The 22173-nt window shown below is 58.6% G+C and carries 25 protein-coding genes; 8 read left to right on the forward strand and 17 right to left on the reverse strand.

All coding sequences use genetic code 11. The annotated features are described in order from the left end of the window. Positions 1 to 89 precede the first annotated feature (89 nt). The gene (locus GOW31_RS11945; protein ID WP_171170337.1) at positions 90 to 1025 is read left to right on the forward strand and encodes a DMT family transporter; all 936 of its coding nucleotides are present in this window, start codon (positions 90 to 92) and stop codon (positions 1023 to 1025) included. Positions 1026 to 1307: 282 nt separating this feature from the next. Beyond that, complete coding sequence (locus GOW31_RS11950) at positions 1308 to 2081, forward strand: Hint domain-containing protein (protein ID WP_367396931.1); 774 nt, start codon at positions 1308 to 1310, stop codon at positions 2079 to 2081. Positions 2082 to 2137: 56 nt separating this feature from the next. On the opposite strand, the gene GOW31_RS11955 is transcribed toward GOW31_RS11950, so the two are convergent. The 8 genes from GOW31_RS11955 to GOW31_RS11990 all read right to left on the reverse strand — a co-directional run bounded on the left by GOW31_RS11955 (position 2138) and on the right by GOW31_RS11990 (position 9869). Next, positions 2138 to 4339 carry a 3-hydroxyacyl-CoA dehydrogenase NAD-binding domain-containing protein gene (locus GOW31_RS11955; RefSeq protein ID WP_171170339.1) on the reverse strand — a complete coding sequence of 734 codons (2202 nt, stop codon included), beginning with the start codon at positions 4337 to 4339 and terminating at the stop codon, positions 2138 to 2140. Next, positions 4332 to 4820 (reverse strand): cupin domain-containing protein, encoded by a 489-nt coding sequence (locus tag GOW31_RS11960; RefSeq protein WP_171170341.1) that lies wholly within the window; start codon positions 4818 to 4820, stop codon positions 4332 to 4334. Before GOW31_RS11960 ends, GOW31_RS11955 begins: the two co-directional genes overlap by 8 nt. Then, positions 4820 to 6031, reverse strand: a complete 1212-nt coding sequence (locus GOW31_RS11965) for an acetyl-CoA C-acetyltransferase (protein ID WP_171170344.1) — start codon at positions 6029 to 6031, stop codon at positions 4820 to 4822. Before GOW31_RS11965 ends, GOW31_RS11960 begins: the two co-directional genes overlap by 1 nt. A gap of 11 nt (positions 6032 to 6042) precedes the next feature. Then, entirely contained in the window at positions 6043 to 6681 is a 639-nt protein-coding gene (locus tag GOW31_RS11970; RefSeq protein WP_171170346.1) for a glutathione S-transferase family protein, read from the reverse strand. 60 nt (positions 6682 to 6741) lie between these two features. Then, a complete protein-coding gene (locus GOW31_RS11975; RefSeq protein WP_152457422.1) occupies positions 6742 to 6954 on the reverse strand; it encodes a hypothetical protein in 213 nt (70 codons plus the stop codon). Between the two features lie 53 nt (positions 6955 to 7007). Further along, complete coding sequence (locus tag GOW31_RS11980) at positions 7008 to 8789, reverse strand: acyl-CoA dehydrogenase C-terminal domain-containing protein (RefSeq protein WP_171170348.1); 1782 nt, start codon at positions 8787 to 8789, stop codon at positions 7008 to 7010. Between the two features lie 42 nt (positions 8790 to 8831). Further along, entirely contained in the window at positions 8832 to 9233 is a 402-nt protein-coding gene (locus GOW31_RS11985) for a MerR family DNA-binding transcriptional regulator (RefSeq protein WP_152457424.1), read from the reverse strand. A gap of 267 nt (positions 9234 to 9500) precedes the next feature. Further along, a complete protein-coding gene (locus tag GOW31_RS11990; RefSeq protein ID WP_152457425.1) occupies positions 9501 to 9869 on the reverse strand; it encodes a MerR family DNA-binding transcriptional regulator in 369 nt (122 codons plus the stop codon). Positions 9870 to 9984: 115 nt separating this feature from the next. Here GOW31_RS11990 and GOW31_RS11995 point away from each other — a divergent pair, with 115 nt between their 5' ends. The 3 genes from GOW31_RS11995 to GOW31_RS12005 are packed head-to-tail and all read left to right on the forward strand — an operon-like array spanning position 9985 to position 12243. Continuing rightward, a complete protein-coding gene (locus GOW31_RS11995) occupies positions 9985 to 10404 on the forward strand; it encodes a PaaI family thioesterase (protein WP_152457426.1) in 420 nt (139 codons plus the stop codon). A gap of 1 nt (position 10405) precedes the next feature. After that, entirely contained in the window at positions 10406 to 10924 is a 519-nt protein-coding gene (locus GOW31_RS12000; protein ID WP_152457427.1) for a PaaI family thioesterase, read from the forward strand. Between the two features lie 2 nt (positions 10925 to 10926). Beyond that, positions 10927 to 12243, forward strand: coding sequence for an MATE family efflux transporter (locus GOW31_RS12005; RefSeq protein ID WP_171170350.1), 1317 nt, complete (start codon positions 10927 to 10929; stop codon positions 12241 to 12243). Here GOW31_RS12005 and arsC read toward each other — a convergent pair. From arsC to GOW31_RS12025, 4 genes are read right to left on the reverse strand one after another with little or no spacing between them, the layout of a single operon-like run. Then, positions 12240 to 12581: an arsenate reductase (glutaredoxin) gene (gene arsC / locus GOW31_RS12010; protein WP_171170673.1), complete on the reverse strand. Its 342-nt coding sequence runs from the start codon at positions 12579 to 12581 to the stop codon at positions 12240 to 12242. The two genes, GOW31_RS12005 and arsC, sit on opposite strands and share 4 nt — an antisense overlap. Beyond that, entirely contained in the window at positions 12578 to 13636 is a 1059-nt protein-coding gene (locus tag GOW31_RS12015; protein ID WP_171170352.1) for a quinone-dependent dihydroorotate dehydrogenase, read from the reverse strand. The genes arsC and GOW31_RS12015 overlap by 4 nt, the downstream gene beginning before the upstream one ends. Next, positions 13633 to 14064 carry a DUF1330 domain-containing protein gene (locus GOW31_RS12020; RefSeq protein WP_171119430.1) on the reverse strand — a complete coding sequence of 144 codons (432 nt, stop codon included), beginning with the start codon at positions 14062 to 14064 and terminating at the stop codon, positions 13633 to 13635. Before GOW31_RS12020 ends, GOW31_RS12015 begins: the two co-directional genes overlap by 4 nt. Next, entirely contained in the window at positions 14061 to 14399 is a 339-nt protein-coding gene (locus GOW31_RS12025) for a DUF952 domain-containing protein (protein ID WP_171170353.1), read from the reverse strand. Before GOW31_RS12025 ends, GOW31_RS12020 begins: the two co-directional genes overlap by 4 nt. Before the next feature lie 107 nt (positions 14400 to 14506). Here GOW31_RS12025 and GOW31_RS12030 point away from each other — a divergent pair, with 107 nt between their 5' ends. Next, positions 14507 to 16090: a bifunctional UDP-sugar hydrolase/5'-nucleotidase gene (locus GOW31_RS12030; RefSeq protein WP_171170355.1), complete on the forward strand. Its 1584-nt coding sequence runs from the start codon at positions 14507 to 14509 to the stop codon at positions 16088 to 16090. A 62-nt stretch (positions 16091 to 16152) separates the two neighbouring features. Here the strand turns inward: GOW31_RS12030 and GOW31_RS22065 are convergent, their stop codons facing one another. The 3 genes from GOW31_RS22065 to GOW31_RS22075 all read right to left on the reverse strand — a co-directional run bounded on the left by GOW31_RS22065 (position 16153) and on the right by GOW31_RS22075 (position 17765). Then, positions 16153 to 16680: a sulfotransferase gene (locus tag GOW31_RS22065; RefSeq protein WP_254441708.1), complete on the reverse strand. Its 528-nt coding sequence runs from the start codon at positions 16678 to 16680 to the stop codon at positions 16153 to 16155. 15 nt (positions 16681 to 16695) lie between these two features. Further along, positions 16696 to 17262 (reverse strand): M48 family metallopeptidase, encoded by a 567-nt coding sequence (locus GOW31_RS22070; protein WP_254441709.1) that lies wholly within the window; start codon positions 17260 to 17262, stop codon positions 16696 to 16698. Positions 17263 to 17537: 275 nt separating this feature from the next. After that, a complete protein-coding gene (locus GOW31_RS22075; protein WP_254441710.1) occupies positions 17538 to 17765 on the reverse strand; it encodes a M48 family metallopeptidase in 228 nt (75 codons plus the stop codon). 94 nt (positions 17766 to 17859) lie between these two features. Between GOW31_RS22075 and GOW31_RS12040 the strand changes: the two genes are divergently transcribed. Both GOW31_RS12040 and mnmH read left to right on the forward strand, forming a co-directional pair. Then, positions 17860 to 18525 (forward strand): SOS response-associated peptidase, encoded by a 666-nt coding sequence (locus tag GOW31_RS12040; protein WP_171170357.1) that lies wholly within the window; start codon positions 17860 to 17862, stop codon positions 18523 to 18525. A 47-nt stretch (positions 18526 to 18572) separates the two neighbouring features. Beyond that, positions 18573 to 19625, forward strand: coding sequence for a tRNA 2-selenouridine(34) synthase MnmH (mnmH, locus tag GOW31_RS12045; RefSeq protein ID WP_171170359.1), 1053 nt, complete (start codon positions 18573 to 18575; stop codon positions 19623 to 19625). On the opposite strand, the gene selD is transcribed toward mnmH, so the two are convergent. Together selD and GOW31_RS12055 are read right to left on the reverse strand one after the other, a co-directional pair. Further along, the gene (gene selD, locus GOW31_RS12050; RefSeq protein ID WP_171170361.1) at positions 19616 to 21775 is read right to left on the reverse strand and encodes a selenide, water dikinase SelD; all 2160 of its coding nucleotides are present in this window, start codon (positions 21773 to 21775) and stop codon (positions 19616 to 19618) included. The two genes, mnmH and selD, sit on opposite strands and share 10 nt — an antisense overlap. 5 nt (positions 21776 to 21780) lie before the next feature. After that, positions 21781 to 22167 (reverse strand): Na+/H+ antiporter subunit G, encoded by a 387-nt coding sequence (locus GOW31_RS12055; RefSeq protein ID WP_152457438.1) that lies wholly within the window; start codon positions 22165 to 22167, stop codon positions 21781 to 21783. Between the last annotated feature and the right edge of the window lie 6 nt (positions 22168 to 22173).

Below are 22173 nucleotides of genomic sequence, written 5' to 3' on the forward strand. Positions count from 1 at the left end.
CGCAAACCTGTTGCGCAGGTATTCCGATTTGTGCTGGATACCCGTCAGGAAAAAGATCGCCGATCTTTGATCGCAACAAGGGCGCGAACATGCAGGCAGACACGACCACCTCTCCGGTGCTGGCTTCAGCCCTTATGGTAGCAGCAATGGCAATTATCGGCGTGATCGACAATGTTGTGATCCTGCTGGCCGAGACGGTCGGGCTGTGGCAATTCCATTTCATGCGGGCATTGCTGATGCTGCCGCTGATTGTCGGGCTGTCCCTTTTGGGGCTGGGCGGGCTGAGGCCGCAACGGTGGGGGGCGGTCATCTTACGCAGTCTTCTGATTACGACGGCCATGTTTTTCTATTTTGCGTCGCTGTCGATGATGCCGATTGCGCAAGCCCTGGCAGGGTTGTTCACCTCGCCGATTTTCGTGCTGCTGATTTCGTCCTTTGCGCTTGGGCAAAAGATCGGGCCGTGGCGCATTCTGGCTGTGCTGGTCGGTTTTTCGGGCACCCTTCTGGTTTTGCAACCCAACCCGGTCGAATTTGACATGCGTTCGGTTTTTCCAATTGCCGCAGGTTTTTTCTATGCCTTGAGTTCGATCATGACGCGGACATATTGCGCGCGTGAAAGCACGGTTGCGATGCTGGCAGCCATGGTCATTACCCTTGGGCTGTCAGGGGCCGTGGGCGCCGCCTTGTTCACGGTTGCACCCGTTGCCACGCTGGACGGGCCGGATGGCTTTGTTACACGGGGTTGGGTCTGGGAAGTGGGGCCCGCGTTGCCATGGATTGTTGTTCAGGCCGTCGGGTCGACGATTGCGGTCTTCATGCTCATCAAAGCCTATCAGGTAGGCGAGACCTCTTACGTGGCCGTGTTCGAGTATTCGGTGATGATTTTCGGGCCGCTCTTTGCATTCGTCGCACTGGGTCAGACCCTCGATTTGATGCAGGTGTCCGGGATTGTCCTGATCGCGACGGCAGGGGTTTTGCTGGGCTGGCGGGACAGGCGGTCATCCACCCAGCAGGAACTTGCCTGACACATACAACAGCGCATTGCCAACGGATTTTGCACGCTGAAACCTCAATAAGCAGGTTCATTTCAACGGATCAGGTGCAGATGGATTCGTAAGTTCCATGCGTGCTGACCGTTTCGAAAATTGCACAAAAGCCTGTTCAAGCCTTGTGAGTGTTTACCAAATCGCCCTGGGAACGCGCTGAGACGGCCCAAATTGGGCATAAATATGTCCGAAATAAGACAGCCCCGGTTTTTGATGTTAGCTGTTTTGCATAGTGAGTTTGTGCCAAAGGGGGTTAGGCACGTGTCTGAAGTTACGAGTATTTCTGTTTATCTTGATCAGTCGTCCGATACTGATCCATCCGGTTTGAACCACGCGGTGAACGCGCGCCGTGGTGGTTTTTTGAACGGCACGAAGGTTGCGACAACAAGCGGGTGGAAACCGGTTGAGCGCATTGCAGTCGGCGATCTGGTCCGAACTCTGGATCACGGGTTCAAAGAGGTGCGCCGCATCTCGACCAGCGTCGTGGTCATTCCTGCCGAAGAGCGCCGTTCCGAGTATTTGCCGGTTTTCGTACCGGCACGCGCCGCGTATAACGGGCGCCCCGTTTGGCTGATGCCCGAACAGGGCATTGCTCTGAACCTGTCGCAGATTGATGCCGATGTCAGCGGATGTTCCGTCGTATCCGCAAGACTGCTGAATGGCGTGGGTCGGTTTATGTCGCAGGCACCGGGATCGTCGTTTGAGGTCCGTTCCCTGTTTTTCGACGAAGATCAGGTGATTTTTGTCGAGGGCGGCCTGCAAGCTTACTGCCCTTCCGGCCTGTTCAACATGCGCGGCAGGGTCAGCGGGGCTGGTTACGATGTCGCCGATGAAGAGACCGGCACAAAGCTGGTCAACCTGATTGCAAGCAGGGGAGATATGTCAGCCCTTGCCAACCCATTGGGTGCCCTGCCTGCACCCATTCCGCAGGAACCGATATTTCCGATCCGTCCGCCCTCTGGGGTCAGGCGGCCGGGTCGACCGGGGCGTCCAAACGCGCCGGTGCTGTTTCTGCGGCCCGAATGGCAGATCTAACCAAACACTGACAAAAACGATGCAGGCGCGTGATCTCACGCGCCTGCGTCACTGATTCAGGCAGCCTTTGCTTCGGGGTTGAAACGCCCGTAGAAGGTTTGACCCTTTTCTGCCATCTCACGCACCAGTGGCGGGCAGGCAAAGCGTTCGCCATATTTCTCGGCCAGCTGATCACATCTTTCGGCTGCGTAGGGCGTGCCGATGATGTCGAGCCAGCTGAGCGGACCACCGGACCACGGCGCAAAGCCCCAGCCCAGAATGGCGCCCACGTCGCCTTCACGAATGTCTTCCAGCACACCTTCTTCCAGCGCCCGAACCGCTTCCAGAACCTGAGCGAACATCAGGCGCTCCTGTACCTCGATCAGGTCGGGCTGGTCTTTGGCAAGCGGATACTTATCCTGAAGACCCTTCCAGTATTCGACGCGCTTGCCTTTTTCGTCATAGTCGAAGAAGCCGGCGTTTGCCTTGCGGCCCAGACGGCCCTGTTCTTCCATCCAGAAGATCAGATCGTCCGAGGGGCTTTCCGGATAGGCATTGCCCATGGCGGCCTTGGTCGCACGGGCGATCTTGGCCCCCAGATCAATCGAGGTTTCATCGGTCAGCTGGATCGGACCAACCGGAAAGCCCAACTGACGTGCGGCGTTGTCGATCAGCACGGGGCTCACGCCTTCGGTGATCATCCGTGCGCCTTCGTTGATGTACGGAATGATGCAGCGATTGGCGTAGAAGAAGCGCGCATCGTTGACCACGATCGGCGTCTTGCGGATCTGGCGCACGTAGTCGAGCGCCTTGGCAACGGCGCGATCACCGGTTTCCTTGCCCTTGATGATCTCGACCAGCAACATCTTCTCGACCGGTGAGAAGAAGTGGATGCCGATGAATTGGTCGGGACGCACGCTTGCCTTGGCCAGATCGGTGATCGGCAGGGTCGAGGTGTTCGAGGCAAAGATGCAGTCCTCGGGGATGATCGCTTCGACCTTTTTGGTCATCTCGGCCTTTACGCCCATGTCTTCAAACACGGCTTCGATGATCAAGTCACACCCTTTCAGATGGTTCAGATCCGGTGTCGCCGTGATGCGGGCCAGCATGGCCTCTTTCTTTTCGGCCGTGACCTTGCCGCGCTTGATACCCTTGTCCAGATAGGTTTCGGTATAAGCTTTGCCTTTGTCGGCCGCCTCCTGATCGCGGTCGACCAGAACGACTTCCATACCAGCTTGGGCAGAAACCAGCGCGATACCGGCCCCCATCATGCCAGCGCCCAGAACGCCGATCTTCTTGACACGCTGATCGGGCACACCTTTCGGACGGACCGCGCCTTTTTCAAGCGCTTCCTTGTTGAGGAACAGTGACCGGATCATCGCCGACGAGGACGGGTTCATAAGAACGTTGGTGAACCAGCGGGCTTCAATTTTCAAAGCGGTGTCAAAGTCGACCAGCGCGCCTTCATAGATCGCGCTCAGAAGGGCTTTGGCCGCGGGGAAGGCGCCTTGCGTTTTCCCATGAACCATGGCGCTCGCGCCCACGAAGGTCATGAAACCAGCAGGGTGGTAGGGCGCACCACCGGGCATCTTGTAGCCCTTCGCGTCCCACGGTTTCACCAGGTCGGCGTCCTTGGCATTCAGAACCCATTCCTTGGCTGCGGCAACCGGATCGTCGGCAACCGCGTCGATCAACTGCGCGCCCTTGGCCTTGGCCGGGTCCATCATCTTGCCTTCAAGCAGTACGGGGGCCGCCGCCATGGCGCCCACCATGCGGCTGTAACGGATGGTGCCGCCGCCGCCGGGGAAGATGCCCAGCAGGATTTCGGGCAGCCCGATCTTGGACTTTGGATTGCTTGTCATGACGCGGTGATGGCAGGCCAGTGCGATCTCGGTCCCGATCCCGGCGCAGGTTCCGTTGATCGCGCAGGCGATGGGCTTGCCACCTTTCTTGGTTTTGGGGTCCATGCCCGCCAATTCCAGCTTGCGCAGGATGTGATGCCCGCCCATGACGAAATCAAACAACGCCTGCGCAGGTTCGTCCCCGGCTTCCTGACGGATAGTGGCCAATGTGTTCAGGTCCATTCCGCCGGCAAACGAGCCTTCCTTGCCCGAGGTAATGACAATACCTTTGATCTCGTCGTCGCTCAGGGCCTGATCAATCAGTTGGCTGACTTCTTGAAAAGCCTCGCGGGTCAGCACGTTCATGGATTTTCCCTGGGAGTCCCAGGTCACAAAGGCGACGCCGTCCGCGTCTTTGGTCAGAGTGAAATCAGTCATTGTCATCTCCAATCTGGTCAGCCGTCAGCGGGCTGCCGTCTTTCCGGGTGAAAGAGAATCCGTTCTCATCATCCTTCACCATCATGTCTATGTCGCTGTAATAGCCGGTCTCGGTCGGGGTCCGTGTGCCCACTACCAGAAAGGTCGCGGGCGCATCGGTCTTGTTCACAAGGTGGTGGCCATTGGCCTCACCAGCGGGCCAAGCGGCGCAGTCACCAGGCAGCATCTCATGCTCACCATCGTCATCAATCAGCACGCATTTGCCGCTGAGCATGATGGCAAACTCGTCCTGCTCCATATGGTAGTGGCGCAGCGACGAGAGGCCCTGAGGCTCCAGCCGCACGATGTTGACCCCGTACTGGGTCAGCCCGCCCGCATGCCCGACGCGCTGCACGAAACGACCAGCGGTCGCCTCGGCCAGCTTGCCCGGATAGGACGAGCCCCCCTTGAACGGGATCTGAGAGAGATCCAGCTTGGGCATCAGACCCGCTCGATAATCGTTGCCGCACCCATGCCGGACGCAATGCAAAGCGTGGCCAGACCGGTTTCCTTGTCCTGACGCTCCAGTTCATCCAGCAAGGTGCCGATGATGATCGCACCGGTTGCGCCCAGCGGGTGACCCATCGCGATCGATCCGCCGTTGACGTTGACCAGCGCCGGATCGACGTCAAAGGCCTGCTGGAACCGCAGCACGACCGAAGCAAAGGCTTCGTTGACTTCGAACAGGTCCAGATCGCTGATCTTCATGCCGTTGTCGGCCAGGATCTTCTCGGTCACAGGAACCGGGCCGGTCAGCATGATGGTCGGGTCGGTACCGATCTTGGCGGTGGCCTTGATGCGGGCGCGGGGTTTCAGGCCGTATTTTTCACCAAATTCCTTGTTGCCGATCAGCACGGCCGCAGCCCCATCCACGATGCCCGAGCTGTTGCCCGCATGATGGATGTGATTGATCCGCTCAAGATGTGGGTATTTCAGCATCGCCACCTTGTCGAAACCGGGCATCTGCTCGCCCATCATCTGGAAGGACGGGTTCAACGCGCCAAGGCTTTGCATGTCGGTACCCGGCCGCATGTACTCGTCGCGGTCCAGAATGGGCAGGCCGTTCTGGTCTTTGACCGTGATGATCGACTTTTCGAACCGGTTTTCCGCCCAGGCTTCCGCCGCGCGCTTTTGCGATTCAACTGCCAGAGTGTCAGCGTCATCGCGGCTAAACCCGTATTCCGTGGCAATGATGTCGGCCGAGATGCCCTGCGGCACAAAGTAGGTCTCCATCGCCAGAGAGGGGTCAACGGCAATCGCCGCCCCGTCGCTGCCCATGGGAACACGGCCCATCATCTCAACGCCACCTGCGATGTAAGCGTCGCCAGCGCCGCCCTTGACCTGGTTTGCGGCCAGGTTCACGGCTTCCATCCCGCTCGCGCAGAAGCGGTTGATCGCCAGGCCGGGGATCGACTGGTCCAGATCCGAGGCCAGAACCGCCGAACGTGCCAGACAGCCGCCTTGCTCCATCACCTGCGTGACGTTGCCCCAGATCACGTCCTCGACGGCGTGGCCTTCCAGGTTGTTGCGTTCCTTCATCGCGTTCAGGGTCAGGGCGGACAGACGTACCGAGGTCACCTCGTGCAGGCTGCCATCCTTGCGGCCCTTGCCGCGCGGGGTGCGCAGGGCGTCATAAATATAAGCTTCGGTCATGGGTCTTCTCCTCAAGCTCGATCCGACGGGTTGCCGGGCATCAGGTCATATGGGTGTTTCCAGCCGGGCTGTTCGGACAGGCGAGTCAGCCAGGCGTCGATATGGGGCCAGTCGGCGCGGTCAAAGCCGAATGGTTCAGGGTAATACAGATAGCCGCAGCAGCTGAGATCGGCGTTGGTCACGCCGTCGCCGACGATCCAGTCACGGCCTTCCAGATGCGCGTTCAGCACCTGGTAGGCGGCCTTCAGGCGGCCCTGGTTGAAGGCGATCACATCCGGGTTGCGGTGCTGTTCGGGCAGAAAGTTGATCAGGAACCGGGTCAGGCCCGCCATCGAGCTGAGCTTGTGATTGTCCCACAGCACCCAGCGCAGGATGTCATAGTTCTCTTCCCGCGTTTTGCCGCCGAACTTGCCGGATTTTTCAGTCACGTAGGCCTGGATGGCACCGGATTGGGAGGTTTGAAAATCACCATCGACCATGAAGGGCGCTTCGCCCATCACGTTGATTTCCGAACGGAACTCGGGGCTTCGGGTGACGCCGTTGAAGAAATCGACAAAGACCGGTTCCCAATCGAGGCCAGACATTTCCAACGCCAGAGCGGCCTTGTAGGAATTGCCGCTTTCTCCGAAGCAGTGCAGTTTAATGGTCATGCAATCGCCCCTCCCGTGGCGTTTTGTGCGTCTTTTACCCTAGCTTGGCGGTTTTGGTGCCTAGCGCTTGCGCGCCTCCAACTCGGAATTGAAAAGACGCAATCGATGGGTAAGGTTGTCTTCATCAATGACGCTGTTGAAATTTTCGAACAGAAAAGACAGCGCTTCGCCTTCATCTAATCCTGCCTCACGGGCAAAAGCCCTGAGCTTTCGATAGCCGTCCTCGGTCATGGCGACCGGGAATCGGCGGGTCAGGCGAAATCGTTTTGGCATTGTATCTCCTCCGAAAACCGGCTCCGGGGCGGGACCCCGGAACCGGAGAAAGATCAGAAGTTTGCAGCTTCCAGCGCCATGACGGTATCCGCGCCGGTTTGAATGCGCGACAGATGCAACGCCGTGGCCGGCAGACGGCGGGCCATGTAGAAGCGGCCGGTGTTGATCTTGGTCTCGTAGAACTCTTTGTCCGACGTGCCACTGTCCAGCGCTTCTTGTGCGGCCTTGGCCATACGCGCCCACATCAGGCCCAGGCAGACATGACCGAACATGTGCATGAAATCGTAGGAACCGGACAGCGCGTTGTTCGGATTTTTCATGCCTTCCTGCATGAAATACATACCAGCCGCCTGCAAATCCTTGGACGCAGCCTTCAGCGGTTCGATGAAGGCTTTGTCATAAGCCTCGTTCTGGCCTGCGTTTTCCTTGCAGAAGGTTTTGACCATATCGAAGAAGGCCATGACGTGCTTACCGCCATCCTGCGCCAGTTTGCGGCCAACAAGGTCCAACGCCTGAACGCCGTTGGCGCCTTCATAGATCATGGCGATCCGGGCATCGCGGGTGTATTGCGACATGCCCCATTCTTCGATGTAGCCGTGCCCACCATAGACCTGCTGCGCCTGAACGGTCATGTCGTAACCTTCATCTGTCAGGAAGCCCTTGATGACCGGGGTCAGAAGCGAGATCAGCCCGTCCGCGTCTTTGTCACCCGATCGGTGGGCTTTATCGATCATGGTCGCGCCCCAAAGGATGAACGCGCGTGCGCCTTCGGTGAAGCTTTTCTGATCCATCAGATTGCGACGGATGTCAGGGTGAACGATCAGCGGATCAGCCGGGCCATCGGGGTTCTTTACACCGGTTACATCGCGGCCCTGCAGGCGGTCTTTGGCGTATTCCAGAGCGTTCTGATACGCCGCTTCGGCCTGCGACAGGCCTTGCATGCCCACACCCAGACGCGCTTCGTTCATCATGGTGAACATCGCACGCATACCTTTGTGCTCTTCGCCCAGCAGCCAGCCGGTGGCCTCGTCATAGTTCATGACGCAGGTCGAGTTGCCGTGGATGCCCATCTTTTCTTCGATCTTGCCGACCGAGACGCCGTTGCGTTCGCCCAGCGAACCGTCCTCGTTCACGATGAACTTGGGCACGATGAACAGCGAAACGCCCTTGATGCCTTCGGGTCCGCCGGGGATTTTGGCCAGCACCAGGTGGATGATGTTGTCGGCCATGTCGTGATCGCCAGCCGAGATAAAGATCTTCTGGCCCGAGATTTTATAGCTGCCGTCGCCCTGCGGTTCCGCTTTGGTGCGCATCAGGCCCAGATCGGTGCCGCAATGCGGTTCGGTCAGGTTCATGGTACCGGTCCATTCACAGCTGACCATTTTGGGCAGGTACTTGTTCTTCTGCTCGTCCGTTCCGTGCGCCAGAATCGCCGAGGCCGCGCCGTGCGTCAGGCCCTGGTACATGGTGAAAGCCTGGTTTGAGCCCGAGAACATCTCACCCACAGCAGTGCCAAGCACATAGGGCATGTTTTGGCCGCCATACTCTTCCGGCATGTCGAGGCCAGTCCAGCCGCCTTCCTTCATCTGCTCGAAGGCTTCCTTGAACCCGGTCGGGGTGTACACAATACCGTTTTCCAACCGGCATCCTTCGGTGTCGCCGACAACGTTCAGCGGATGCAGAACATTTGTGGCAACCTTGCCGGCTTCTTCCAGAACCGCGCCGGTAAACTCGGCTTCCAGTTCGTTATAGCCGGGTATGTCCGACTTTGAGACATTCAGCACGTCGTGCAGGATGAACTGCATGTCTTTGGTTGGCGCGTTGTAAACGGGCATGTGAAGCTCCCTTAATTCATATGTCCGGATGACAGGTCGAGGTTACTCGGCTGCCTTCTTTTCCTGTTTCATCGAGGCGATGACTTTCTCGCCCCAGCGCAACTGCTCTTTCAGATCGTCTATGGCCTGCGTCAGTTCTTCGCGGCGCGCTTCCATGTCCTCCAGACGCTCGCACGCGATTTCATAGGTCCGGGTCATCTGTGTGACCTGCTGGTCGCCTACATGGTACAAATCCAGCAGTTGCCGAATTTCTTCCAGGCTGAACCCAAATCGTTTGCCGCGCAGGATCAGTTTGAGCCGCGCCCGATCACGCTTGGTGAACAGACGTTTCTGGCCTTCACGGATCGGGAACAGAAGTTCCTTGGCCTCATAGAACCGCAAGGTGCGTGGCGTGACATCATAGGTCTCGCACATCTCACGGATGGTCATCACATCTTCGGTCATTCGTCATACTCTCGTCACTGGCGTCATGAGATATGAGTTGCGCAGTTGGTACGCGCTTTACAACACGAGAGTGACGTTTACGTAATCCAGACGCTGCGTCATTTCAAAGTTGACGTAACATCCGGTCACGTAAGCACGGTCTGACGCAATTTTCTTTCCGTAGCGTCATGCGGAATTTCCCGCCAAAGCTGTCGCAATTGCGGAAACACCGCGCATCTGCTTGCGCAGATTCAGGGTGATCAATTCGATTTTTCGGATTGGGGGCGGCTATCCCAAGGACTTGGCCGTCTGGTCGCGCAGACGCTTGAGTTCGTCCATGGCTTCGTCCAGTTGCTGGCGCTGCTGCTGAAGCTCGTTCATCTGGCGATCCGCCATCTCGACGAAGGTGGCCATTTGCGCCTCATTGCCCTGATCTTCGTAGATCAAAAGCCATTGGCGGATCTCTTCCAGAGGAAATCCGAACTTGCGGCCGCGCATGATCAGCTTCATCCGCGCGCATTCGCGCGGGCCGTAAAACCGGGACCGACCTTCACGGTCCGGTTGCAAAAGTTCGATGTATTCGTAATAGCGCAGAGTGCGCGGGGTCACGTCGAACTCGGCGCACATCTCTTTGAATGACAAACGGTTGTTGGACATTCCCGATCTCCTTGTCAGCAACCTAGGCGGTCCCGATCCCAAGCGCAACAGGTGGGCTTGCCCTTTGCGGAAACAGCGGCTCATAAAGGACGGGCAGAGAACAGGACGCAAACCAATGGTCGACAAGACAGTTTTAGCCCGCCAGTTTATCGAGGCGATCCCCCATGCGCGGGCATTGAACCTCAAGCTCACGCAGATCGGTGAGGGCGAGGCAGAGATCACTTTGCCCTACAATGAGGATCTGATCGGGGATCCGCGCACAGGGGTGATTCACGGTGGGGCGATTTCCACAATTCTGGACACATGCTGCGGTGCTGCTGTGATGAGCCACCCCTCGGCCCCCGGCGGGACAGCCACGATCGATCTGCGCATTGACTACATGCGCGCAGCGACACCGGGTCAGACGGTGACAGCGCATGCCGTCTGCTATCACATCACGCGGAACGTGGCGTTTGTACGAGCCACGGCTATGGACCATGACAAAGACCTGCCGGTGGCCACGGCCTCGGGGTCCTTTACGGTTGAGGGGAAATAACATGGCAAGACCTCGTCCCGAACCAATGCAGGTGGTCAAGCAGCGACGCGACGCAGCGTTGCGTGCGCTGGTTGACGGTGTCCCTTACATCCGATTTCTCAATATCAGCTTCGACCGGCGCGGGGATGAACTGACCGGCGTTCTGAACTTCGATGACAAGTTGATCGGCAACCCGTTCCTGCCTGCGATTCACGGCGGTGTAACCGCGGCATTCCTCGAAGTGACCGCTGTCATCACCCTTAGTTGGGAACATATGTTCCCGCGTATCGAAAGTGGCGAGATCGACGGAGAGGCCATTGTGACCGACCCGAATATTCGCTTTCCCAAGACCATCGACTTTACCGTCGACTATCTGCGCTCGGGCCTTCCACGGGACGCATATGCACGGGCCTTCATCAGCAGATCCGGGCGGCGGTACGCCTCGGTCCGGGTCGAAGCCTGGCAGGATAACCATGCGAAACTGTTTGCGCAGGCTTCCGGACATTTTCTGATGCCGCAACCTCCCAGAGACAAGAGCTGACCGTGCAGGACGCCTCGGCGCCCATCACGCACAGGCGGGTGCTGAAGATCGCGGTGCCCATAGTCCTGTCGAATGCCACCGTGCCGATACTGGGTGCGGTGGATACGGGCGTTGTCGGTCAGATGGGCGAGGCGGCCCCGATCGGGGCGGTCGGCATCGGGGCTGTGATCCTGTCCACAATCTATTGGATCTTCGGTTTCCTGCGGATGGGCACAACCGGGATAGCGGCGCAGGCACGCGGGGCAGGCGACACCGTTGAAACCCGGGCGCTGCTGATGCGCGGCCTGATCCTGGGAGGCGCGGCAGGACTGTTCTTTATCCTTGCGCAGGTGGCCGTGTTTGCGGGTGCATTCGCGCTTTCCCCGGCAAGCCCCGAAGTCGAAGCCCTGACCCGATCCTATCTGGAAATCCGCATCTGGGGGGCGCCTGCAACCATCGCGTTATATGCCGTTACCGGCTGGCTGATCGCCGTCGAGCGTACGCGCGGCGTGTTCATCCTTCAGGTCTGGATGAACGGGTTGAATATCGGTCTCGACCTGTGGTTCGTTTTGGGCCTTGGCTGGGGGGTCGAAGGGGTTGCGATTGCCACCCTGATCGCAGAATGGACCGGTTTGGCCTTGGGGGTGTGGCTTTGCCGGGATGGGTTCGCAGATGGAATCTGGCGCGATTGGGCTAGGGTTTTCGATGCCGCCCGGCTGCGGCGCATGTTGCAGGTCAACGGTGATATCATGCTGCGATCGGTTCTGTTGACCGGATCGTTCACGACATTCCTTTTTGTTGGCTCGGATCTGGGTGACGTGAATCTGGCGGCCAATCAAGTCTTGCTTCAATTTCTTGAAATCACCGCCTTTGCGCTTGATGGGTTCGCCTTTTCCGCCGAAGCGCTGGTCGGAGGCGCAGTCGGTGCCAGAGACAGGTATCAGGTGCGTCGCGCCTCTGTCATGGCCTCGCAATGGGGTGTTGGGGGCGCGCTGTTGCTGGCGGCGGTTTTCTTCGTCGCCGGCCCGGCGCTGATCGACCTGATGTCAACTTCACCGCAAGTGCGTGAAGCCGGGCGCGAATACCTGTTCTGGGCCGCGATCGCCCCGGTGATCGGGGTGGCAAGCTGGATGTTCGACGGTATCTACATCGGTGCCACCTGGACCCGCGCCATGCGAAACGCGATGATTCAGTCGGTGGCGATCTATGTGGTCGCTTTGTTCATGCTGGTGCCTGTCTTCGGCAATCACGGCCTGTGGGCCGCGCTGATGGTTCTTAATATCGCACGTGGTGTGACAATGGGCTGGCGCTATCCCAAGCTTGAAGCCCAGGTGGCCTAGAGCAACGTCAACAGGTTTTCCGGCGGACGTCCGATGGCGGCTTTGTCTCCGGCAATTGCAAGAGGGCGCTCGATCAGGATCGGGTTTTCGGCCATGGCACGGATCAGGTCTTCGTCGGGCGAGGTTTTGACCAGCCCCAGTTCCTTGAACCGTTTTTCTCCTGTGCGCATCATTTCGATCGGCGACAGCCCAAGGGCGGATTGCGCAGCGCGCAACTCGTCGATTGACGGCGCGTCTTCCAGGTACTTTCGAACGCAGACCTGCGCACCGTTTTCTTCCAAAAGCGCCAGACCGGCGCGGGATTTGGAACAGCGGGGGTTGTGCCAGTATTCGATCACAGCCAATCCTCTCGTTTGCTGCCGACGGCTTGCGATACGGTGTCAAAACCGTCACGCGCCAGCAAGTCATCCAGCCCTTTGGCGATGTCGGCAGCCAGGGAAATGCCGCCATACACCATTGCGGTATAGAACTGCACGGCCGATGCCCCGGCACAGATCTTGGCATAGGCTTGCTCGGCATTGCTGATGCCACCCACGCCTATCAGGGGGATATCCCCGTCCGTCAGTTTGCTCAGCCGAGCCAGTACGCTGGTCGACTTTTCAAACAGCGGGGCGCCCGACAAACCACCACTTTCGTCTTTCTGCGCGCTGCGCAACCCGTCGCGGGACAAGGTGGTATTGGTGGCGATCACAGCGTCCACCCCGGTTTCGCGTGCGACTTCGGCGATGTCCTGCAATTCCGCCTCGGTGAGATCCGGAGCGATTTTCAGGAAGATCGGCAACGGGCGCGGCAGCGCGTCACGTGTCTCGATCACACCGCTCAACAACGCGGTGAGAGCGGCTTTGCCCTGCAAATCCCGCAGCTTTTCCGTATTCGGCGATGATACGTTGACGGTTGCAAAATCCAGATGTTCGGCACAATGGGCCAGCACTTTGACAAAATCGCCGGCGCGGTCTTCGCTATCCTTGTTGGCCCCCAGATTCAGGCCGATGACCGCGTCTTTGGGGCGGTCTGCAAGCCGTTTGGCCATCACCTCCATGCCTTCATTGTTGAAGCCAAAGCGGTTGATGGCTGCCTTGTCCTCGGTCAGGCGAAAAAGACGGGGTTTGGGGTTTCCCGGTTGCGGGCGCGGCGTGACCGCCCCGACCTCGACAAAACCGAACCCGGCGCGGGACAGCGGGGCCAAAACCTCACCATTCTTGTCGAACCCGGCAGCCAGCCCAACCGGGTTCGGCAGGGTCAACCCGGCAACGACCGTTTTCAGGCGCGGCGTCGTTACCGGCCCGGGTGCGGGTGCCAGCCCTGACTTCAACGCCCTAATCGACATCCCGTGGGCTGTCTCGGGGTCGATGCGGTGCAGGGCGGCGAGGCCCAGTTTCTCAGTCAGTTTCATCCGAACGTCGCCCCGGCTTCACCTGAACCGCATCGGATCAGGCGCGACGTTTCCACCGCCGCCTGACGGTGGATCACCGCCGCCCGATAGGCTGGGTCGGTGACCATTTCCAGAAATGCGTGTGCCGTCGGATAGCGGGCGATGAAGACGGCATCCCACGCCTCGTCCGCCGGGCCAATCAGGGTTGATTCAAACACCCCACGCCAAAGGATGCGCGCCCCGATACGTTCAATGATCGGAGCGGTTTCGGCTCCGTAGTTCTTGTAGGCTTGCGCTCCGGTCAGGTCTGCATTCGCCAGTTCATGCGCGGGTGGGTACTGCGCCTTGGCCCGAAACTTCACCAGGTTGAGCATTTCGATCGGCTGGTCCCGATCCAATGCCTTGAAGGCCTCGAACTGGTCGCGGTCCGGGTCGATATAGGATGTCATGACATGTCCTTTGGGAACTGGTGCGCGGTGCCGTCAAACGGCAGAGGGCGTGACCAGACAACATCGCTCATCCGGATCTGGCGATAGAGATGCGGGAACAGGGCACCGCCGCGCGAGACCTCCCATTTCAGGTCGTCGCCCATCGCATCTGCGTCACAGGCCAGCAAAACCAGACCATCGACACCGGCAAAATGTTTGGCTGCGGTTTCAGCTGCTTGTTCAGCGGTGGAAAAGTGGACAAACCCGTCAGCGAAGTCGATCGGAGCACCGTTCGAGGCACCTTGGTCCTGCAAGGTGGCCCACTCTTCGGCTCGGAAAATCTTGTAAATCAGCATACGGACCTGATGCCCCGCGTACGCGTTGGAATCAAGCCGGATTTCTTCTTTGACTCTTTGGCGTCATCGGCGCACGATCCCTGCAAATTAAAACAGGGAGATTCAATATGTTGACGCGTTTCCTGGCTTCGGCTGCAATTCTTGGCCTGACCGCTGGCGTGGCGGCGGCAGAATACAAGCTGACCATTCTGCATACTAACGACATTCACAGTCGTATCGAGTCGATCAACAAATACGACTCGACCTGTGACGCAGAAGGCGAAGCCGAAGGTAAGTGTTTTGGCGGCGTTGCACGCCTCAAGACCATGGTAGACGCCCGACGCGATGCGCTGGCGGATCAGAATGTGCTGCTGCTGGATGCGGGGGATCCGTTCCAGGGATCGCTTTACTACACAACATATAAGGGCGCGGCAGAGGCCGAGTTCATGGAAGCCATCGGTTACGATGTTATGGCCGTTGGCAACCACGAATTCGACGATGGTCCGGAAGGTCTGGCGTCGTTCATCGACGCGGTCAGTTTCCCAGTGATCTCGGGCAATCTGGACCTGTCGTCGTCGGCCGAGTTGAAGGACAAGGTCGGCAACCATGTTGTGCTTGACGTTGGCGGTCAGAAGGTCGGCATAATTTCAGCACTGGCAACGGACACGGTTGAAACGTCAAGCCCCGGCAAGGACGTAATTTTCCAGGATGAGATAGAAAGCCTGCAGGCTGATGTAGCTGCCTTGCAGGATGAAGGTGTCAATATCATCATTGCTTTGAACCATGTTGGATTGGCCAAGGATCTGGAGATCGCAGAGCAGGTGCCGGGGCTTGACCTTGTTGTCGGCGGCCATTCGCACACGCTGCTCTCGAACACGCAGGAAGGTGCGGCTGGGTCATATCCGATGATGGTCGGTGATGTCCCGATCGTGCAGGCCTATGCCTATTCCAAATATCTGGGCGAGATCACACTGACCTTTGATGATGACGGCAACCTGATTTCAGCGGAAGGTGAGCCTATCTTGCTTGATGCGTCTGTCACGCCCGATGCGGATATCGCTGCACGCGTGGCCGAGATGGGCGCACCGATCGAAGAAATGAAGCAACGCGTCGTTGCCAACTCGGCCGCTGCAATTGAAGGCGATCGGGCGGTTTGCCGCGTACAAGAATGCGAAATGGGTAACCTTGTCGCCGACGCCATGCTGGCGCGGGTTGCCGAACAGGGCGCTCAGATTGCGATTGCGAATTCTGGCGGTCTGCGCGCGTCGATTGACGAAGGCGAAGTGACCATGGGCGAAGTGCTGACCGTGCTGCCGTTTCAGAACACGCTGTCCACTTTTGAGATCACCGGGCAGACCGTCATTGACGCTCTGGAAAACGGCGTAAGCCAGGTGGAAGAGGTCAAGGGCCGGTTCCCGCAAGTGGCGGGCCTGCGCTTTACCTGGGATCCCAGCGTAGCGCCGAACGAAGGGCGTATCATTGATGTGATGGTCGCCGAGGGTGATGGGTTCGTTCCGATTGATCCGAACAAAACCTACCTGGTCGTAACCAACAACTACGTCCGCAACGGTGGCGATGGGTATTCGATGTTCGAGGGCGATGACAAGAACGCCTATGACTTCGGTCCGGATCTTGCGGATGTAACCGCAGAATATCTGGCCGAAAACGCGCCGTACCAGCCTTATGTCGACGGACGCATCCAACAGAAGTGACCCTGTTTTTCGAAAAGGACAAAAGCCGCGTTGTTATGATGCGGCTTTTCCGCTTCTGCGGATTAACTGAAATCGTATTCCGGCCAAAGTTCCGGGTCAAAGCCGTCCAGCATCGGTTTGATCTGATCCGCGACCTTGCGCCAGCGCCCGATTGACTTGGTCGAGATCTTGTTGCGCACCTGATCCACGCTGGCCGTACGCACCTGTCTGGTGTTCTTTTCGGGGTGTACCATGGATTGGCACCACTCAATACCGCAAAACTCGGCAACGCGCTGGCTGTGGGTCAGGGGGTCCGCCACCAGATCTTCATAGGGCATTGTCAGAATGCGATTTCCGAACAGCTTATCCCAATGAGACATGTAGCGGCGATACAGATTTGCGGTATGCGCGATCGCTTCAAGGTTGGAAGTGTCGTTCATGCCGTCTGCCAGGAACCGCTGGATCCATTTTGACAAACCGACATCGCGTGGATCCCGCAGCATGTTGATGATCCGGGCATTCGGGAAGGCTGCAAGAATGAAGCCGACATCTTGGTAGTTGTGCGGCATCTTGTCGACAAAGGCGATTGAATCCGTCGGAATCCCAGGCATCTGGTCCAGTTAGCTTTAGGCAATCGCCTTCGCGGCTTCTGAATCGAGCGACGTGCCGGACGTATAAAACTTGGCGGAAAGGTCGGTCATCAGCATCAGTTCACCGCAACCGGCGATACCGGGCGCAGAGCTCAGCATCATCTCCATCAAAGTGGTTCCGGATCGCGGCTGACCGATAATAAAAATTGGTACCGGCATACTGTTTTGCTCTGCACTGATCCGAGGCGACCCTTGAGGGAACAGGTCCAGAATATCGGATATTTTGTTCTCTTCGATTTCGGGGTCGTAGGGTAGAATACTCTGTTGGATTGCGTTTGCCTTTTCAAATTGCGGCAACGCCTTGGCCAAGCCTTCGCTTTTTTCGATCAGATGTGCTTTGGCAAACTCGAGCTCTTGTAAAGGTTGATCTGTCTGAGCGATGGCCTCGTTCAACGCAGGGATCATCTGCGGCACGTTTTCCGGTGCGGTCAATATTGCGGATTGCAACAGGGCATTCGGGTTGTGGGGATCGGTTTCCAGGATGTTTTGCAGAACTTTGATCGCTTGGGCTCTGTCACTGGTCTGATGCAGATTGATGGCCATTTGCAATGCAATAGTTGTGTTCTTTGTGCCAACTCGTACGCGCGTTGGATATCCCGCGTGCTTTCCTCGACAAAACCGATGCTTTGGAAGGCGCGGGCACGCTTTGAAAGCAATTCCGCGTTGTTCGGATCTGACGCCAGTTTGTGTGTGGTGAACTGGATGATGGATCGCCAGTTCTCCCCTTGGCGTTGTATTTCGTCGATGACTCTGGTGAGTTCCCGATTGTTGGGAAATCGTTCAATCTTTTTTTCTGCGTAGGTCAATGCCTGCAAAATTTACCCTGTTTGCATCAAGGCGTTAGCCAGATTCTCGGCAAATTGCGGATCATCGGGCTTCATCCGCGAGGCTTCAATGAAATGCGGAATGGATTTCCTGTACTGCTTCATCTCGGTCAAAACGAAACCGGCGATGGCTTGGTAATCCGAGTCCTTCGGGAATTTCTTGATGCCCAATTGGGCCTTTTTCAGCGCCTGTGGAAGCTTGCCCGCATCCAAAAGGGCCATCGCTTTACTCTTGAGGGATTGCGTTTTTGGGTTTTCCGTGTGATCCCGTGAGATCCTGTGCCAGTATCAAGATTGTATCGTCGGTTGATTACCTATGTGCGGACGGTTTGCAATAACTCTTCCCAATGACGCGATGGCGCAGCTGTTCTCCGCGCGTCCGGCAAACGCGTTGCCGACCGTACCGAATTTCAATGTTTGTCCGACAAATCAGGTGCATGTGGTTCGGGGTGGTGACTCAGGTCGGCGTCTGGATGCGCTGCGTTGGGGGTTCTTGCCACATTGGTACAAGACGCAAACCGCCGGGCCTTTGCTGATCAACGCCCGCGCCGCGACTTTGGCGGAAAAGCCTGCCTTTCGCGATGCCTGCCGGTCGCGTCGCTGTCTGATTGCCGCAACGGGGTTCTACGAATGGACCAAGACGGACGAGGGAACGCGCTTGCCATGGTACATCCATCGTAGGGACGGCGCCCCCATTGCCTTTGCCGGGATCTGGCAGGATTGGGGGGTGGATGAAAACCGTCAGGGCACCTGTGCCATCGTGACGACGGCGGCCAACGAAAACCTTGGTACCATCCATCATCGGATGCCCCTGATCCTCGAACCCGAACATTGGTCATTGTGGCTGGGAGAAGCGGGAAAGGGCGCTGCTCGTTTGATGCAGCCGGGGGCAGAGGATGTGCTGACGTTTCATCGCGTTGATCCAGTCGTGAACTCGAACCGGGCCAGCGGACCTGATCTGATCACGCCTTTGCACGAGTGACGGCGTGCGGCCTTTTCTTTGCAGACGCGGCAAGCTAGACCATCGGCATGGCCCTGAATTTTTCTGATCTGACACAGCTTTATGCGCATGGTTTTGACACGGTCATCGATGTGCGCAGTCCGGCAGAGTTCGCTGAAGATCATCTGCCAGGCGCGATCAACCTGCCGGTTCTGAACAACGAGGAACGCGCCCGTGTCGGGACCATGTATGTACAGGAGAGCCCGTTTCTGGCGCGTAAACTCGGGGCCGCTCTGGTATTCCGCAATGCGGCCAACCACATCGAGCAACATCTAAGCCACCACGAAGGCAGCTGGCGCCCTCTGATCTATTGCTGGCGTGGCGGACAGCGTTCCGGGTCGTTCACATGGATGCTGCAACAAATCGGCTGGCGTGCGGATGTGATCGAGGGCGGCTATCGCACCTACCGCAGGCTGGTGAATGCGTATTTGTACGATGATCCCTTGCCGCATCGGTTGGTGGCGCTGGATGGCTATACCGGAACGGCCAAGACAGAATTGCTGGCACGTTTGCAGGCACGCGGGGTGCAAGTTCTTGACCTCGAAGCACTGGCCAATCACCGAGGGTCTCTGCTGGGGGAAAGACCGGGCGGCCAGCCCAGCCAGAAAGCTTTTGAATCGGCCCTGGCAGGGGCGCTTTGTGCGATGGATACGGCGCGCCCGGTCGTCATCGAAGCGGAATCGTCCAAGATCGGCAGCCTGATATTGCCGCCCAGCCTGTGGAACGCTTTGTGCGCAGCCCCACGGGTGAACATCACGGCTCCGCTCGAGGCGCGCGCTGCCTATCTCGTTCAGGCCTATGACGACATCCTGTCTGACAGTGACCGTTTGAGGGACCGTTTGTCGCCGCTGCGCTTTCATCGCGGGCACGAGGTCGTGGATGGTTGGATGCAGCTGATCGAAGCAGGTCAAAAACAGGTGCTGACCCAGGCCCTGATGGAGCAGCATTACGACCCGGCATACGCAAAGTCGCGGCGGTCCCGTTCCGTCAAGGTTCTGGCCGATATTGAGATCGCCGTTCTGAACGATGCCGGCCTGAGCAAGGCGGCCACCCGGATCGAAACCCTGCTGGATCAGTCCTGAAGGCGCAGTCCCGGTGCATCGGTGAGCTCGCCGATTGCCATGGCCGGATATCCGGCGTTCCTGAGGTCTTTCAAGACGGTTTCGGCACCCTTTGCCGCCACTGCGGCCAGCAGGCCGCCTGCTGTCTGCGGGTCGAATATCAGGGCGGCTTTGCCCGCGGCAGGCAGGGCAGGTGCTATTGCCCGGTTGTCTGCAAAAAGGGTTGATCGAACACCCCGGTCCGTCAGTTCCTGCGCGCCATCCATCAACTCCACGGCATCCAAATCCATAATGGCCCCGCATCCGGAAGCGTCGCAGATACCTTGCAGATGTCCGGCCAGACCAAACCCGGTCACGTCGGTCATCGCATGGGCCCCGGCCAATATGCGGGCCGCCTTACCCTGCGGCTGCGCCATATGCCGGTAGGCTGCGGCGACCCAGGCACCGTTGGCCTGGCCTGCCATCTCGGCCGCCATGAGAACGCCGCTTCCTATGGGTTTGGTCAGGATCAGACAGTCGCCCGGTTGCCCGCCGGCCAGCGTAATCGGGTCGGCGTCGCACAGGCCGGTCAGTGTGAAACCGATTGTCATCTCGTCACCCATGGAACTGTGCCCGCCCACGATATCGGCACCGGCGTCCCGCATGACGTCTCCTGCGATCGACATGATTTCCGACATGGTACGGCGTTGCAGGGCAGCAGACATGCGCGGAAGGATAATCGTTGCCGTGGCAGCCTGAGGCGTGGCCCCCATGGCCCACACATCCCCCAGGGCATGTACAGCGGCGATGCGCGCCATAAGTGCGGGATCATTGGTAAAAGCCCTCAGGTGATCTGATGTCATGACCTGCCGAACCCCGCCCGTCTGAAGCAGAGCCGCGTCGTCGCCGGGCAGGGGGATGATATCCGGGCGAACGGGATCGGGCTGCGATTTCAGCGCCACCTGCAATGCTCCGCGCCCGACCTTGGCACCGCATCCGCCACACATCGGTTTTTCACCCAGCACCTCGACAAGCCCGGCGGCATGCGCGCGCGGCAGCGCGGGGGGCTTCATCTGCGGCAGGTCCCGGAACTTGTTCATGAAAGTCTGGTCGATGTGGTTCTTCCATTTCCACATCATCGCTCCGCTGTGGGACAACCCCAACCGCTCGCCCAGCGCTGATTTGCCGCCTAGCGAAATCAGCTTCAGGTAATCTTTCTGCGGGACGTACTTGCGCATCCGTCCAGCCCCCAGCGCCGCGCGCAGATTGTCGAACAGAACCGGTGCTTCGCGCACTGCATATACACCGGCTTTGGGTCTGGGATTGTCCGTCAGATGGGCGCAATCACCGGCGGCAAAAACCACGGGATCGCTGGATTGCAGGTAGCTGTTTACCCGGATGAAGCCATCCTCAAGGTCCAGCCCGGTCTTTTCGATCCAGCCATAGGGGCGGGCTCCGGCCGCACCTGTCACGAAACCGGCCGGGATTTTGCGCCCGTCCTGCAAAGCGACGTGATCCGAAGCGATCCGGTTGATCGCGGCGTTTTCGATCACCTCTACACCAAGATCCTGCATCGCACGGCGGATCGTCTCTGCCGCTTTGGTTCTGGTGGCCGTCAGGGCAAAGGCGTTGTCGATCAGCGTAACCTGTGCTGACCGATCCTTGGCCCTGAGCGCATGAGCCATCGCCATGACCAGTTCAACCCCGGCGATTCCACCGCCGATCACGACGACCGAGGCAGGGCCGCTGCCCGCCAGATAAGCAGCCCATTCTGCCGCGAATGGTCCCAGTGGTTTGGCCGGTACGGCATGTTCCGCAAAGCCGGGCATTGCGGGCATGTCCGAAGTGATCCCAACATTGACCGACGCCACATCGAAACCTACCGGAGGACGCCCGGGAACATGGATTTCCTGACGATCGGTATCGATTCCATCGACCGCGCCCAGAATGACGCGCGCGCCTGCGAAGCGGGCCAGTCTGACCAGATCGATGTCCAGCTCCCACCTGTCATAATGCCCGGCGACATAGCCTGGCAGCATTCCGGAATACGGGGCCGTCGGGCCTGGGTTTATCACGGTCACACGCGCCCCGGGCAACGGGTCCATCCCCCATTTGCGCAGCAGCAGCGCGTGGGTGTGACCTCCGCCAACAAGAACCAGATCGCGGGTCAGGGGCAGCGGAGGAATATGCATCGGTTTCAATTCGCGCTATGATCCGGAACGTCTTCGACCTGCTCGACGGCGTGGGTGGCCCAAAGTTCATCCTCGCCGGCATCCGGCAGGTCTTCGGGTTTTTCATGCCGGTGTATGTGCCATTTTGCAATGAACAGGGCCGTGATCGGAGCGGTCAGGAACAGGAACAGAGTGATCAGCAGCTCGTGCAGGGACAGCTTTCCTTCCAGAAGAACAGAATGCACTATCGAAGCCAGAAGCACGCCGCCCACCCCCAAGGTCGTTGCCTTGGTCGGGGCGTGCAGGCGGGACATCGGGTCTTTCAGCTTGATCATGCCAAAAGACCCGACAAAGCCGAAGATACCCGAGACGATCAGGAAAAAGGCGATCAGCAGTTCCACGATGAATGTCATCCCGCC

Origin of the sequence: Ruegeria sp. HKCCA0370 (genome assembly GCF_013033705.1) — a bacterium.
Lineage (GTDB): Bacteria > Pseudomonadota > Alphaproteobacteria > Rhodobacterales > Rhodobacteraceae > Ruegeria.